This window comes from Clostridia bacterium, from assembly GCA_016887505.1.
In the GTDB taxonomy this organism is placed as follows: Bacteria; Bacillota; TC1; order TC1; family UBA5767; genus UBA5767.
This window is the reverse complement of the sequence record CP069393.1, coordinates 1,182,480-1,197,664: the sequence shown is the minus strand read 5'-3', so window position 1 is coordinate 1,197,664 and position 15,185 is coordinate 1,182,480. Positions and strand designations below refer to the sequence as shown.

13 protein-coding genes are annotated in these 15,185 nt (G+C 41.7%); 11 read left to right on the top strand and 2 right to left on the bottom strand.

Annotated elements, in window-relative coordinates:
* Positions 1-134 precede the first annotated feature (134 nt).
* The 8 genes from JR334_05915 to JR334_05880 all read left to right on the top strand — a co-directional run bounded on the left by JR334_05915 (position 135) and on the right by JR334_05880 (position 10,167).
* Positions 135-2,783: a cation-translocating P-type ATPase gene (locus JR334_05915; protein QRN86737.1), complete on the top strand. Its 2,649-nt coding sequence runs from the start codon at positions 135-137 to the stop codon at positions 2,781-2,783.
* Between the two features lie 25 nt (positions 2,784-2,808).
* Positions 2,809-3,402 (top strand): glycerol-3-phosphate 1-O-acyltransferase PlsY, encoded by a 594-nt coding sequence (gene plsY, locus JR334_05910; protein QRN86736.1) that lies wholly within the window; start codon positions 2,809-2,811, stop codon positions 3,400-3,402.
* A 331-nt stretch (positions 3,403-3,733) separates the two neighbouring features.
* A complete protein-coding gene (locus JR334_05905; protein QRN86735.1) occupies positions 3,734-4,129 on the top strand; it encodes a GrdX family protein in 396 nt (131 codons plus the stop codon).
* A 104-nt stretch (positions 4,130-4,233) separates the two neighbouring features.
* A complete protein-coding gene (locus JR334_05900; GenBank protein ID QRN86868.1) occupies positions 4,234-5,520 on the top strand; it encodes a glycine/sarcosine/betaine reductase component B subunit in 1,287 nt (428 codons plus the stop codon).
* Between the two features lie 53 nt (positions 5,521-5,573).
* Positions 5,574-6,014, top strand: a complete 441-nt coding sequence (locus tag JR334_05895; GenBank protein QRN86734.1) for a glycine/sarcosine/betaine reductase complex selenoprotein A — start codon at positions 5,574-5,576, stop codon at positions 6,012-6,014.
* A gap of 34 nt (positions 6,015-6,048) precedes the next feature.
* Positions 6,049-7,359: a glycine reductase complex selenoprotein B gene (grdB, locus tag JR334_05890; protein ID QRN86733.1), complete on the top strand. Its 1,311-nt coding sequence runs from the start codon at positions 6,049-6,051 to the stop codon at positions 7,357-7,359.
* Between the two features lie 77 nt (positions 7,360-7,436).
* Entirely contained in the window at positions 7,437-8,978 is a 1,542-nt protein-coding gene (locus tag JR334_05885; protein ID QRN86732.1) for a glycine reductase, read from the top strand.
* Positions 8,979-9,009: 31 nt separating this feature from the next.
* Positions 9,010-10,167, top strand: coding sequence for a glycine reductase (locus tag JR334_05880; GenBank protein ID QRN86731.1), 1,158 nt, complete (start codon positions 9,010-9,012; stop codon positions 10,165-10,167).
* Positions 10,168-10,387: 220 nt separating this feature from the next.
* Here the strand turns inward: JR334_05880 and JR334_05875 are convergent, their stop codons facing one another.
* Complete coding sequence (locus JR334_05875) at positions 10,388-10,549, bottom strand: rubredoxin (protein QRN86730.1); 162 nt, start codon at positions 10,547-10,549, stop codon at positions 10,388-10,390.
* 321 nt (positions 10,550-10,870) lie between these two features.
* Positions 10,871-11,917: a nitronate monooxygenase gene (locus tag JR334_05870; GenBank protein ID QRN86729.1), complete on the bottom strand. Its 1,047-nt coding sequence runs from the start codon at positions 11,915-11,917 to the stop codon at positions 10,871-10,873.
* Between the two features lie 180 nt (positions 11,918-12,097).
* On the opposite strand from JR334_05870, the gene JR334_05865 reads away from it, so the two are divergent.
* The 3 genes from JR334_05865 (at position 12,098) to rlmH (ending at position 15,181) form a co-directional block, all read left to right on the top strand.
* On the top strand, positions 12,098-13,294 hold the full coding sequence (locus tag JR334_05865; GenBank protein QRN86728.1) for a M20 family metallopeptidase: 1,197 nt from the start codon (positions 12,098-12,100) through the stop codon (positions 13,292-13,294).
* Between the two features lie 144 nt (positions 13,295-13,438).
* Positions 13,439-14,539, top strand: a complete 1,101-nt coding sequence (locus tag JR334_05860; protein ID QRN86727.1) for an AI-2E family transporter — start codon at positions 13,439-13,441, stop codon at positions 14,537-14,539.
* 114 nt (positions 14,540-14,653) lie between these two features.
* On the top strand, positions 14,654-15,181 hold the full coding sequence (gene rlmH / locus JR334_05855) for a 23S rRNA (pseudouridine(1915)-N(3))-methyltransferase RlmH (GenBank protein QRN86726.1): 528 nt from the start codon (positions 14,654-14,656) through the stop codon (positions 15,179-15,181).
* The last annotated feature ends 4 nt before the right edge of the window (positions 15,182-15,185 follow it).

Sequence of the window (15,185 nt, the reverse complement as noted above, 5' to 3'; positions counted from 1 at the left end):
TCTGATTTTCAACTATGCATGCCCCATCCGTATTGGTTTGACAACCATCCTAGGGTATAATAATATGAGTCGTAAGTTAGCTAATTTGAAATAGGCACACCAAAATTGAAGTGTGTGCCATAATGAGGTGCATCATGGACTGGTATAATAAGAATAATCAAGATATTTCTTTAGAATGCAAAACAGATATTGAACAAGGCTTGAACCAAGATGAGGTCGAAAGGCGACAGGAAAAGTACGGCTTAAATAAGCTGGATGAGACTAAAAAGGTTTCCTTGCTTAGTAGGTTCTTGCGTCAAATGAAAGATTTTATGATTCTAGTGCTCATAGTAGCTGCTGGGATCTCTTTTTTGCTGGGTGAGCGAGTTGATGCGGTGATTATATTGGCGATTGTCATTATAAATGCGGTACTGGGTGTATTTCAAGAAGAAAGGGCTGAGCGAGCCTTAGAAGCCCTGAAAAAACTGTCCAGCCCGCATACCAAGGTAATCCGACAGGGACGTCAAGTTACGGTAAATGTTGACCAGCTGGTGTTTGGCGACCTAGTAGTGCTAGAAGCTGGTGATTTTGTTCCAGCTGATATTCGGTTAACGCAAGTCATGGACTTGCGGGTTGAAGAATCAAGTCTTACCGGTGAATCGTTGCCAGTTGAAAAGAGTGATGAGCCAATATCTGCCAAAGAGGTTTCTTTGGGAGACCGAATTAATATGGCTTTCATGGGTAGTGTGGTCACCTATGGGCGTGCCCGTGGCATCGTAGTGGAAACGGGAATGAAGACCCAAATGGGTTCTATTGCGAAGATGATTGCAGAGACAGAAGAAGAGGCAACGCCGTTACAGAAAAAACTAGCCAGCCTAGGAAAAGTTTTGGCAATCGTTTCCTTAGCTATTTGTTTTTTAATTTTTATTGTTGGTATATTGCGCGGTAATGAAGTTTTTGAGATGTTCATGACCTCAATTTCTTTGGCAGTCGCTGCAATTCCTGAGGGACTTCCTTCTATAGTAACGATAACGCTGGCGCTTGGTATGCAACGGATGGTCAAGAAAAAATCGATTGTAAGAAGATTGCCGGCAGTGGAAACATTGGGTTCTACAACAGTGATTTGTTCCGATAAGACTGGAACCCTAACAATGAACAAAATGACCATGCAGGCCTTGCAAGTGGATGGAGAAGTCCTGGAATTGACCAATGGTGATACGTTGGCTGAGCCTGCCCGCTTCTTACTTTTAGCCGGTATATTATGCAACGATGCCAATGTAGAAAGAATAGAGAACGAATGGGTAGTCACAGGAGATCCAACAGAAGTTGCTTATGTAGATTTGGCAATAGCTGAAGGGATGGATGTGGCCCAGGAACGAAAACTAGCGCCTCGTATTGATGAACTTCCGTTTGATTCAGATCGCAAGATGATGACTACGGTGCATCGTTACAAAGACCAGGTGTATTCTTTTACCAAAGGAGCACCGGATGAAATTATTGATCGATGCACACATATTGAGAGAAATGGGCGTATTGAAATATTAGAGCCACAAGATAAGTTACGTTTGCTCGAAGAAAATGAACAATTTTCTAGCCGGGCTCTAAGAGTTCTAGCAGTTGCTTGCAAGCGTTTAGATGAAAATGGAGAAAACGATAAGTATTATCTAGAAAATACGCTTACCTTTATTGGTTTGACTGCTATGATGGATCCACCTCGAGAGGAAGCGAAAGAAGCCATTGCTCTTTGTAAAAAGGCCGGGATTAAGACCGTCATGATTACAGGCGATCACGGAATTACAGCCATGGCCATTGCTGAAAAGTTGGGACTCGAGAATGAAGGAAACCAGGCAGTGACCGGTGCTCAACTGAATGCCATGTCTGATATGGAATTAGAACGAGACATCGATAAGTACCGAGTATATGCGCGGGTGTCTCCTGAACACAAAGTGCGAATCGTTAAGGCCTGGAAGAAACGTGGGGACATTGTTGCCATGACGGGCGATGGTGTCAATGATGCGCCTGCGCTGAAAAATGCCGATATTGGCGTGGCTATGGGCATCACAGGAACGGAAGTCGCCAAGGGCGCTTCAGATATGATTATAAATGATGACAACTTTGCAACTATTGTAACGGCTGTCAAAGAAGGACGCCAAATTTTCAGCAACATACTGAAGGCAGTACAGTTTCTGCTGGGTTGCAATATTGGTGAAATTGTGGTGATATTTGCAGCGATTATGATTGGTTTTCCTACTCCGCTTCGACCGATTCATATTTTATGGATTAATCTTGTTACGGATAGTTTCATTGCACTCGCACTTGGATTTGAACCTGAAGAAGGACGAATTATGGAAGTGCCACCTCGAGAACCCAACGCGTCAATTTTCTCGGATGGATTGGGTTGGCGTGTGGCTTACCAGGGCATCATGATTGGGCTTATTACCCTGGTGGCTTTTTGGTGGGGCTACCAGATTGATTTGGCAAAGGGACTTTCAGAGCCCTTGATGGGTAGTACCATGGCCTTTATGACCTTGGCATTTTCTCAGCTGGTTCATTCATTTAATGTTAAGTCACCGAAGGTTTCACTGTTACGGAAGGGCATCTTGAATAATAAGGCACTCATTGGCGCCTTTTTCCTTTCATCTGCCTTACAGTTGATGGTTGCGTTGACTCCGTTTACTAGATCCATATTTGAGATTGAGCTTTTAGGAGCTTCCGAATTACGTATTCTTATTCTCTTAGTTCTCAGCCCACTGCTCATTGTGGAAGTAGAAAAATTCCTTACGAAACGGTTGCATAGCAGATAATTATTATGAAAGATGAGGAATTAGTATGAATATCTTTATAGCACTAATTGTGGGCTACCTGCTGGGTGCCATTCCGTTTGCATTGGTAATCGGCAAAGGCCTAAGAAATGTCGATATAAGAGAACATGGATCGGGTAATTTAGGTACAACCAATACCATGCGGACTCTAGGGGTAAAAATAGGCATTCTGGTGCTAGTCGGGGATATGAGCAAGGGATTTTTAAGTGCTTATATCGGTTACCTATTGGGAGGACCGAATGTAGCATTGCTGGCAGGCGTAGTAGCTGTAGTGGGGCACGTTTATCCTGTGTATACCCATTTTCAAGGTGGAAAAGGGGTGGCAACAGGAGCTGGGGCTTTCCTTTTCATTATGCCAAAGGTTGTTTTAATTGCTATGGCAGTTTTTGTTGTGGTATTGCTGTTAGGACGCTATGTTTCTTTGTCTTCCATGTCTGCAGCACTTACGGCGGGAATTTGTGCAACCTTGTTTGGATACGAGGGGTTGATTTTGTATTCAATATGGGCTGTAGCCATTTTCGTTTTCTACACCCACCGCAGTAATATTGGGCGTTTGAAACGTCATGAGGAGAATAGGGTTAATTTTCCAAAAAGAAAGTAACGAAATAGGTAAAATAGCTAGCAATCTCGCGTAATAAGGAGGGAAATTAAGAATTCGGGAGGTGCCTGATAAAAGGTATCTATTTTATTCGTAGTTTCTCATGATAACTAGGGAAAAAGCTTAAATTTAGGGTTTACAAGTAAGGTACTAGGTGATAGTATAATCTCGAAAAGGATTTTTTTCACAAGGGTAAAGATAAATAAGATAAAATTTCTTTATCGTCCATAGCAAAAGTTTTTTGGGACTACGAAACAGGTGCCTGAAAAGAATCTAGTAAAAATTTTGGCCCTACAAGTTCTAGATTTCACAAGTTGGGCGGCAATGGAGAGATATGCGGACAAAAGTATTTGTTTTAACGAACAACCCAAAAGCAAAGAAACAATATCCTGGAGCACATTTCATTGATGGCGAATTTATTGATGTGATAAAGGAAGCTAGGGATTTGATTCACAAAGGGCATAAGCTCATAACCCATCCTTTATCGGGGAGCGTCAAGCCAAAGGAAACCAAATATAAGTCGATATTGATGACCGTTGAAGCGGGGGAACTGGATATGCAGTCCTTGCACTTGATTGATAATGCGATTACAACGACTAATAAATTTGAGGAAAAGAAACACAAATGGCCTGATCCTGAAAGAATCATGGATGATTTTCAGACGATTGATGTTTCCCTCTTGAATTCAGGCGTGGAAGGTTTAAACGCCTCTATTTATGAGTTAGTGTAGAAAATCCCGTAGGGGATATAATAATTTTGATGATTAGAGACAGAGGTTTCTGATTATATATAGCAGCGTTAAGCTGCAAAGCAAATATAAGGAGGTGAATGGTTTTGCGTTTAGAAGTAGGTAATATTTTTATCAAAGATGTACAGTTCGGTGATGTAGCAAAAGTTGAAAACGGTGTGCTTTTTGTCAACAAAGAAGAGTTGATTGAGGTGACTGGAGACGACGATCGCATCGCATCTGTGGACGTATACTTAGCAAAACCAGGTGAGGAAACAAGGATAATCCCGGTCAAAGACGTACTTGAGCCTAGAGTGAAAGTCGAAGGAGACGGTGGCATCTTACCTGGTTTCATAAGCGGCGTTGAGCAAGTTGGTAACGGCAGAACTCATGTTCTTAAGGGTGCAGCACTGGTGACCACAGGAAGAATTGTGGGATTCCAGGAAGGCATTATTGACATGAGTGGCCCCGGAGCTGAATATACGCCATTTTCGAAGACACTAAACGTAGTTGTCAAGGTTGAACCTATTGAAGGTTTGGATCAGCACCAGCATGAAGCTGTAGTCAGAATGGCTGGTTTCAGAGCAGGTACTTATCTAGGTACACTGGGTAAAGAAGTAGAGCCCGACGAGGTTAAGGTTTATGAAACGAAACCTCTAATCGAGCAAGCTGCTGAATTCCCTGCACTACCTAAAGTAGCATATGTGTATATGTTGCAGTCTCAAGGACTGTTGCACGACACCTATTTTTATGGTGTTGATGTCAAGAAGATTGTTCCAACATTCATGTATCCCACAGAAGTATTTGACGGTGCAATTGCGAGTGGTAACTGCGTATCCGCTTGCGACAAAAACCCAAGTTATGTTCACATGAATAGTCCAGTCATTGAAGAGCTTTATGCTAGACATGGCAAGGACATCAACTTCATGGGTTGCGTAATCACCAATGAAAACGTGACATTGGCAGACAAAGAGCGTTCTTCCAATATGACGGCTAAATTGATTGAATACTTGGGCGTTGATGCAGTAATCATTTCTGAAGAAGGTTTCGGTAACCCGGATGCTGACTTAGTAATGAACTGTAACAAAATCACCAAGAAGGGCATTAAAACTGTTTTGATTACCGACGAATATGCCGGTCAAGATGGTGGATCCCAGTCATTGGCTGACTCTACTCCAGTAGGAGATGCAGTCGTAACTGGTGGTAATGCTAACCAACTGATTACTTTGCCCCCAATGAGCACTGTAATTGGTTACCCAGAAGTAGCGGATGTAATCGCTGGTGGTGCTGATGGTTCTTTGGCATCAGACGGTAGTATAACAGCTGAAATTCAGGTAATTACTGGCGCAACCAATGAGTTGGGCTTCGGTTATCTGTCCGCTAAAACTTATTAAGACAATTAAGAAGAAACAAAAATTAAAACCAAAAAATTGAGGAGGAAAATGTTATGTTGAATGGCAAAAAAGTAGCCATCCTCGGAGACCGTGATGGTATTCCGGGTGATGCGATTGCTGAATGTGTCAAGTCAGCCGGCGCAGAAGTTGTATTTTCTACAACTGAATGCTTCGTCTGAACAAGCGCAGGCGCAATGGACTTAGAAAACCAAGCCAGAATTAAAGATTTGGCTGATGAGTACGGAAACGAAGATCTGATTGTAGTTTTAGGTGGTGGAGAAGCAGAAGCTTCTGCTCTAGCCGCTGAAACTGTATCAGCTGGAGATCCGACTTATGCAGGTCCGTTGGCAGGAGTTCCGTTGGGACTCAAAGCATTCCATATTTTTGAACTTAAAGATGAAATCGATGCAGACATCTATGATGAGCAAATAAGCATGATGGAGATGGTCCTAGATATGGACGCTCTTATTGAAGCTGTATCTGTATTGAGATAGTAGTAAAAGAATACCCAGAAAAGGGGGGAAAACAGTGGGAAAAATTAAAGTCGTTCATTACATCAACCAGTTCTACGCTGGTATTGGTGGTGAAGATAAAGCCGATGTCGCTCCCATGGAATTTGAGGGCGTAAAAGGTCCAGGTATGGGTCTGAAACAATTGTTCGGTGATGAAGCAGAAATCGTTGCCACCGTAGTTTGTGGTGATTCCTATTTTGGCGAAAACATTGATGAAGCAACCGCTACTGTTCTTGAGCTAATCAAGAAACATGAGCCGGATGTAGTAGTCACTGGCCCTGCTTTTAACGCCGGACGTTATGGCGTAGCAGCAGGTGCTGTAGCGAAAGCAGTCAGTGAAGAGTTGGGTGTACCAACTGTTTCCGGTATGTATACCGAGAATCCTGGCGCCGACATGTTTAAAAAATATACATACATGATCGAAACCAGAAACAGTGCAGTAGGTATGAAAGATGCTCTTGCTAAAATTGCACCACTAGCTTTGAAACTAGCTAGAGGCGAAGCAATTGGAACTGGTGAAGAAGAAGGTTACTTAGAGCGTGGCGTTCGTGTCAATGCTTTCATGGAAGAAAGAGGCGCTAAACGTGCTGTTTCCATGCTAGTTGACAAACTGAATGGCAAAGAGTTCGTAAGTGAGTATCCTATGCCAGTATTCGACCGCGTAGAGCCACAACCAGCAGTCAAAGATATCACCAAAGCTAAGATTGCTATTGTTTCATCTGGTGGTCCTGTGCCTAAAGGCAATCCTGACCATATTGAATCTTCATCAGCATCTAAATTTGGCCGTTACAGCCTAGAGGGTATCACTGATTTGAATGAAACAAACGGTGAAACTGCTCACGGTGGATATGACCCTTGCTATGCAAATGAAGATTTGGACCGCGTTATTCCAGTCGATGTTTTGAGAGAAATGGAAGCAGCTGGAGAAATCGGTTCACTTCATAACTATTGGTATGCTACAGTAGGTAACGGAACTTCCGTTGCTAATTCTAAAGCGTATGCTGCAGAAATTGTAAAATACCTAAAAGAAGACAATGTGGACGCTGTTATTTTGACTTCTACCTGAGGAACCTGCACACGTTGCGGCGCAACGATGGTAAAAGAAATTGAAAGTAATGGATTCCCTGTAGTACACATGTGTACTGTAGTACCAATTTCATTGACAGTTGGAGCTAACAGAATCGTTCCTACTATTGCCATCCCTCACCCACTTGGTGATCCTACACTGAGTAAGAAGGATGAGAAAGAGTTAAGAAGACGCTTGGTTAAAAAAGCACTTCGTGCTCTTGAAACAGAAGTAGATGGACAAACTGTTTTCAATGACTAATCAAAAAAATTAACAACTGCAATTGATGGGGGACAGCTGATTTCAGTTTGTCCCCTTCATTTTATGGAGGTGAAAAAATGAATTTTCCAGTGATTAAAGGAGCAGCATATAGCTTGTTCCATACACCTGAAATGGTCATCCATCAAGGAACGACACAGACATCGGAGAAAAGACTTAACCCTGATTCAGAACATCTAAAAGCTCTACCAAAGGTATTAAGAAGCTTTCAAGATGTAGTTGAGTATCCTGCCAACCAAGTATATATTGGCAACAAGACCCCTGGTGAACTGAACGAAATGGCTACTCCTTGGTATGACAATCAGATTAAGGACGCTTCTAGAGACGGTAAATTTGGATCGATTTATACGGAAGATGAAACACTTGGATTGATGAAAGTTGTAGATATTTTCGACTTGGTCATCCTTGAGGATAGTTTTCAGAAAAAAGTAGCTAAGAAACTTATGGCCAATCCAAAATTTGCTAAGATCAAAAATGTTGCCAGCATCGAAAAAGAAGGTGCTACGGAAGAAGAAATAAATGCAGCCATTGAAAAACATGGTGAAGCATTATATTTTGAAGGCAAAATTGTTGGTTGCGTAAAACGTGCACATGAGTTTGACCAAGCTCTTACGGCTCATGTTATGTTTGAAAACTTGGCTGGTAAGGCAACTTCTGTAGCTACTGTTATGGATCTATTGGATAGATTAGATATTAATCCTGAAGATATTGAATACATCGTTGAGTGCTCTGAAGAGGCTTGTGGCGATATGAACCAACGTGGTGGCGGCAATATTGCAAAATCCATCGGAGAAGCATGTAATCTGATCAATGCAACAGGTTCTGACACACGTTCCTTCTGTGCTGCTCCAGCACATGCCTCTGTGGAAGCTGCTGCTCTAGTTCAATCTGGTATTTACAAAAATGTTCTAGTAGTAGCTGGCGGATGCACAGCAAAGCTTGGCATGAATTCTAAATCTCATATTGAAAAAGGTGTTCCCGTGCTTGAGGATGTTTTGGGTGGATTTGCCTTTATAGTATCTGAAAATGATGGCGTAAGTCCTATTATCCGTACTGATGTTATCGGAAGACATACCATCGGTTCAGGCTCTTCACCACAGGCTGTTATCTCTGCTATTGTAACGGATCCCCTAGACCGTGCAGGTATGAGCTTAAAAGATATTGATAAGTTCGCTCCTGAGATGCAGAATCCTGAAATTACCAAACCGGCTGGTGCAGGCGATGTACCGGAAGCCAATTACAAGATGATTGCTGCTATAGGTGTAAAAAGAGGCGAATTCGACCGCAAGGAAATTATGGACGTAGTTAAAAGTAAAGGAATGCCTGGATTTGCTCCGACACAAGGACATATTCCATCTGGCGTACCCTTCCTTGGTTTCGCAAAGGATATGATTGAAAGTGGCGAAATCGAAAGAGCTATGATCATCGGTAAAGGATCCTTATTCTTGGGTCGTTTGACCAACCTATTTGATGGTGTATCCTACTTGGTAGAGAAGAACCCCGGTGTAGTCGAAGAAGCTAGTAGTTTCGACAAGGAAGAAGTGAGAAAGATGGTAGCTGAGTCTATGAGAAACTTTGCTGCATCTATTTCATTAGACTAGGAAATCTGTCTAGAGTCAAGGAGGTGACAACATGGAAAATATGGTTAAACAAACCTTAAAAGAGACCTTTGAAGAGATTGCGGTAGCACTTGAAACAGGATCTTTCGGTAAAAAAACCAGAGTCGGACTGACTATTTTGGGCAGCGAGCACGGTCCTGAGGAACTCGTGCGGGGTGCAGAGCTAGCGCAATCGCAGAATGCTGACCTAGAAGTAGTCGTTATCGGCAACGGCGTTACGACTGATTTGGAACTAGTTGAAGCAGCTGATGATGAGGATGCTCATAAAAAAATGGATGAAATGCTGCTTGATGGACGTTTGGATTCAGCGGTAACAATGCATTATAGCTTCCCGATTGGGGTATCTACGGTTGGCCGTGTGATTACACCTGCAAAGGGAAAAGAAATGCTCATGGGTACTACTACTGGAACATCTGACACCAATAGAGTGGTTGCAATGATTAAAAATGCAATCTTCTCTAATGCGGTAGCCAAAGCTTGTGGCAAGATGGAACCTACTGTAGGTATTCTAAATATTGAAGGTGCAAGACAAGTTGAAAAGGCTTTAACAAAACTGAAGGAAGCTGGCTATCCGATTACCTTTACTGAATCAGCACGAGCTGATGGTGGTGTGGTGATGAGAGGCAATGATTTGTTACAAGGAGTTCCTGATATCATGGTGATGGATTCACTAACAGGTAACGTGATGATGAAAATGTTCTCTGCATATACGACGGGTGGTAGCTATGAAGCATCAGGATTTGGATATGGCCCAGGTGTAGGTGAGGGATATGACCGCATTATAGGTATCATTTCTCGCGCATCAGGAGCCCCTGTTATCGCTGGTGCTATCCGCTATATGGGTAGTTGTGCGCAAGGACAATTGCTCAAGAAGGTGGATGCAGAGTTTGCATCGGCTAGAAAAGCAGGCTTAGATAAGCTATTGGCTGATCTTACGGCTAGTAAAAAGACAGAAAAAGCTACTGAAGAAATAGTTTGCCCACCTGAAAAAACTTGTACTGCAGATATCCCAGGTATTGAAATCTTGGATTTAGAAGATGCAGTGCATGAACTTTGGAAAGCTGGAATCTATGCTTCTAGTGGCATGGGATGTACTGGCCCAATTGTGATGATGGCAGAAGAAGACTTAGAAAAGGCCAAAGTAATTTTAAAAGAAAAAGATTATATATAGAACTGGAAGAAAAAAGATCTCGCGCTACCTATTGGTGAAGCGGGATCTTTTTTGATGTGACAGTATATACATATAAATGCCATGAACAATAGTGGAATACCTGATTATTGCATTATTCAATAACTCTGAAGAGGAGTAAACAAAGCCCCTATCCAAGGATAGGGGCTTTGAATGTAAGTTACGTAATCATTAGAAATGATACGGTGACTTCTAAGTTAGCTTATGCTTGCTTTTCAAAGTCATCTTTCCCCACACCGCAGTCTGGGCATTCCCAATCTTCAGGCAGGTCAGCGAATGATGTTCCAGGTGCAATACCTGCATCAGGGTCACCTACTGCAGGGTCATAAACATAACCACATACTGTGCATACATATTTGTCCATTTTCTTACCTCCATAGCTGTGTTTTGTACTACTTATACAGATAGTATAAACTGAAAAGAAAGAGAAAACAAACAAAACAGGATGTCATGTGTTTAAGAGTGCAACCTTTAGTCGTAATTCAGTCAATGCTAGAATGCCCTTTCTTGGATTGGTACAAGAAAAAGTAAAGCCAATTTGCCACGCTCAATGTTGACAATATTCCAGAAATGTATGGAATGACAAGTCTATCTTTAGGATGATGTAGGTCACGGATTCTATTGGAGAAAATATCTGCTACTCTACCAATCAAAAGAAGCCCACATAGGGCTTCTTTCAATTGGCTTAGTATTTATTTAATTCAGAGATTAACCGGTTGATGACTTCTTTTACAGTAGTGATTTTTTGATTCAGATAGGCTTTTCCGCCAGAAAAGATCAAACCTTCTCCTGTTTCAACGGCATCAATCAATGCCTGTGAAATACAATAGGGCGTATCTGCAGGATTGCATGTTTCCAGACAGCGAAAACATTTCTTTACAGGAAGATTGTCTTTTTCTATGCGTTCCACAAAAGAATTGCGGATGGCTCTTCCTGGAAGTCCAACGGGACTTTTGATGATTTGGATATCTTGTTCCTTGGCATTTACATAAGCCTGTTTGAAGGCAAGCGAAGCATCACATTCTTCTGTGGTTACGAATAGTGACCCAATTTGAACACCACTTGCACCCAAATTGAGTAACTTGGCGATATCATGACCACTTGCTATGCCACCAGCTGCAATGACCGGAATATTTTTATTTAGCTTCTCAAGTAGTGACAGTACTTCTTCCAGTAAATGCTCTAGTGTATATTCAGCCTTTTGAATGTTTTCATTTTTGAAGCCTAGGTGTCCACCAGCCAATGGCCCCTCAACTACAATAGCATCGGGTACTTTACCTTGGCGCAACCAACGTTTGATGATTATATTAGCTGCTTTGGCAGAAGAAACAATGGGCAACAGTTTGGTCTTGGAATTTTCTACATATGTGGGTAAGTCCAAAGGAAGTCCTGCGCCAGATACGATTAAATCGATTTTCTCCTCGACAGCAACCCGTACCATTTCTTTGTAGTTCTTCATAGCTACCATAAAGTTTACACCGATGATGCCATGAGGACTGAGTTCTCTAGCCTTTTGTATTTCTTTTCGTAGGGCTCGCCTATTGGCTTCTACCGTATTGGTGAGGAAATCTGGCTCTCTATAACCGATTTGTACTCCGGATATTATGCCGATGCCACCTTCATTGGCGACTGCAGCAGCGAGTGATGACCCGGAAACACCTATGCCCATACCTCCTTGGATGATGGGAATGGATGCGATAAGATCATCAATCTTCAATGCTTGTATTTTCAAGGAAATACCTCCAATTATCACATTATTCCATTCAATATTACACAAAACGAAATCCTTTGTCAATCAAAGTAAACCTCTAGCTCTATTGGGAAAAGGTTACCTTCATAGTCCTATCTCTGCTATAATGACAAAGATGATATAAAGGTATTCGGTATTGAGATTAAGGATAGGAGAATAGACATGAGTAGTAATAAAAAACAACAGGTATTACAGCATATAGAAAAAGATGAAGTGGTTTCACTCACCAGAGAATTGGTTTCCATACCCAGTCATTATAAGGTGGAAGGTGGGGAAACTCAGGTAGCAGAGCATATTCAAAAGCGCCTAACCGAAGAAGGAATTTGTTCGGAAACTGAAACGGTATTTGATGCTAGGTCAAATGTTTACGCTTGTATCCCAGGTACTGATACAAGCACCAAAAAATTGCTGTTTTGTGGTCATATTGATACAGTACTACCAGACGGAATGGATCATGAACCATTTGCTGCTGATTTGAAAGATGGATTATTATGGGGAAGAGGCTCAGCGGATATGAAGGGTGGAAATGCTGCCATGCTGATGGCTCTAATCGCAATTAAGCGCTCCGGGATAGAGTTAAAGGGAAGCCTTTACTATGCAGGTGTAGTAGGTGAAGAATCCCCCAATAATTCTGAAGGAGCTAAGAAATTGGTGGAACGAGGCGAATTGTATGACTATGCAGTGGTTGGAGAAGCTACCAGCCTCAAGGTGGCTGGTTTTCATAAGGGCATGAGTTGGTTAAAAGTACGGGTGAAGGGCAAGTCTTGCCATGCAAGCAAACCCCAAAATGGTGTCAATTCTGTTTCGATTGCTTCTCGTATGATTGTGGCCTTAGAAGATGAGCTGATACCAGTTTTATCAAAGCGTTCTCATCCATATGTATCGGCACCTACTTTAAGTATTGGGCGCATACAGGGCGGATTACAGAACAATACAGTGCCGGATGAATGTTGGTTCTCCATGGATCGACGCTTGATACCTGGTGAAAGTGTACAGAGTGCTATTGAGGAAATAAGAAACACAATTCAGAAAGTAGCGGACGACTATCCAGGCTCAGCTTTCATCATAGAAGAAGAACCGGAAACGCAAGGAAGATCTGCTCTTGAATCAGGAGTGGCCAATGAACTTATTAGTGCCTTGGCTGAGGAAATAGAATCTCATACAGGTGAAAAAGCTTCTGTGGGCGGAGTTGATTATTGGACTGATGGGGCACATTTGGCGCGTCTGGGTACGAAAACGGTCGTGTTTGGTCCTGGGGACATAGCACAGGCTCATGCTTCAACGGAGTTTGTTTCTGTAGACCAGCTAGTAAGTTGTGCTAGAATTTATGCTAGACTAGCCATAAATCTATTGTCTTAATTGTTAACCCTATTTCTAGAGGATGCGTATCAGGAATAAAAGAATATCATGGAAGTGATACCCAATCCTGCTTTTTTCGCTTCTTGAGTTTGAAATGCTATAATGGATATATGGTATTGCAATCATATTTGAAAAGAGGTCAGCATGGAATTTTTTAATAGTAGGTATTTCAAGGTGGGGATGAGCACAATCTTGCTTCTAGTCATTATTTGGCTTTTGAAGCAAATTAATTTTGCGATTGAACCCATATACAATGCATTCAAAATTTTTATCACTCCGGTTGTGTTTGCAGCAGTATTCTATTATATATTCCGGCCGCTATACCGCAAACTGGGGCATATGAAACTCTTGAATAGCAGTGTGGCTATGATAGTAGTGGTCGTGCTCTTGATTGTGGTTTTTTCTGGAATTATCTTTTATACCACCACTACAGTAGTCAACGAGTCAGTCAGAGCTTTCGATGATTTTATGATTTGGATGGAAGGAAAAACTTTCCAGCCCCTAGACCCTAGTAATTGGAATATTCCGTTTATTGACAATGCACAGATTGATGAGAAATTGCTCGAAATACAACAAGATTTGTTTGATTGGATTAATTCTCTAACACTTAATATCGTGGGTATAGTCAGTTCGGTGGCCAGTGTAGGATACCAGATAATAATGATTCCCATCTTTATGGTATACTTCCTAAAAGATGATAGAAAAATCATTGGAGATTTTATCGGCATGTTTCCCAACAAGTATGAAGTTAAAATTCATGCTTATCTAGTTGAAGCAGATAAGTCTGTCTCTAGCTATATAACGGGACAGATGCTAGTAGCGGTAGTCATTGGAGTATTGATGTTTATTGGCTATGCCATAATCGATATGCCGACCAAGGTATTTTTGGCTATCTTTGCTATGGTAACTAGTATTATTCCCTTTATCGGACCGGCTCTTGGCATTATACCAGCATTATTTATTGCCCTTACGACGGATATTTGGATGGTGGTGAAGGTACTCATTGTTATGGTGGTAACTCAGAACATTGAAGGTTCCTTGATTCGCCCTAGAATTATGAGTACTAGATTGCCAATTCACCCGCTAACGGTAATCATTATCGTGATTGGTATTACGTCTTTGTTTGGTCTTATGGGTGGTTTGATTGCTGTACCAGCCTATATTTTATTGAAATTGTTGATTACCTCTTTCTTTAATTATAAAGAAAGAATTGATGCTAGAGATAAGAAGGCAGAGGGAAAATAGTACGTTTGGGGGAGTTAGTGTAGTTCTAGCTCCCTTTATTTTTGGCTGATTTCTGAAATGATATAAATGAAAACTTTACATATATTGAGAAAAAGAGGGAGAAGGAGTAAAGTCATGCGCATGACAATTATTACAGTTGGGCGAGTCAAGGAACGTTTTTACAGGGAAGCGGTTAAAGAATATCTGAAGCGTTTGACCCGCTACGCCAAAATAGACTTGATAGAGATACCGGATGAAAAATGTCCGGAGAGCATGAGTAACGCCCAGATGTTGGCTGTTAAACAAAAGGAAGGCGAGAAAATTCTATCAAAAATTCCTAGCTCATCTTATCCAATTGCCCTAGCTATAGAGGGAAAGATGCTAAGTAGTGCACAACTATCCAACAAACTATCTTCGCTAACGGTGAGTGGCACAAGCCATATTACTTGGATTATTGGCGGCTCCCTGGGCCTTAGTGATTCTGTGAAAAAACGTTGCAAGTTTCTTTTGTCATTTTCACCGATGACTTTTCCTCATCAACTTATGAGAGTGATTTTAGTTGAGCAGGTCTACAGGTCCTTTAGAATTATGAACAACGAGACGTATCATAAAGGCTGTCTCGGAGATGTGGACATGCAGGATATTCGCACATCGAGAAAGTAGGGGA

What these genes read in the sequence shown, in the direction of transcription:
- JR334_05865 (QRN86728.1), top strand. Translation starts at nt 12,098, where the DNA reads ATGAGTAGTAATAAAAAACAACAGGTATTACAGCATATAGAAAAAGAT.
- JR334_05885 (QRN86732.1), top strand. Translation starts at nt 7,437, where the DNA reads ATGAATTTTCCAGTGATTAAAGGAGCAGCATATAGCTTGTTCCATACA.
- JR334_05875 (QRN86730.1), bottom strand. Translation starts at nt 10,549, where the DNA reads ATGGACAAATATGTATGCACAGTATGTGGTTATGTTTATGACCCTGCA.
- JR334_05915 (QRN86737.1), top strand. Translation starts at nt 135, where the DNA reads ATGGACTGGTATAATAAGAATAATCAAGATATTTCTTTAGAATGCAAA.
- plsY (QRN86736.1), top strand. Translation starts at nt 2,809, where the DNA reads ATGAATATCTTTATAGCACTAATTGTGGGCTACCTGCTGGGTGCCATT.
- JR334_05905 (QRN86735.1), top strand. Translation starts at nt 3,734, where the DNA reads ATGCGGACAAAAGTATTTGTTTTAACGAACAACCCAAAAGCAAAGAAA.
- rlmH (QRN86726.1), top strand. Translation starts at nt 14,654, where the DNA reads ATGCGCATGACAATTATTACAGTTGGGCGAGTCAAGGAACGTTTTTAC.
- JR334_05860 (QRN86727.1), top strand. Translation starts at nt 13,439, where the DNA reads ATGGAATTTTTTAATAGTAGGTATTTCAAGGTGGGGATGAGCACAATC.
- JR334_05880 (QRN86731.1), top strand. Translation starts at nt 9,010, where the DNA reads ATGGAAAATATGGTTAAACAAACCTTAAAAGAGACCTTTGAAGAGATT.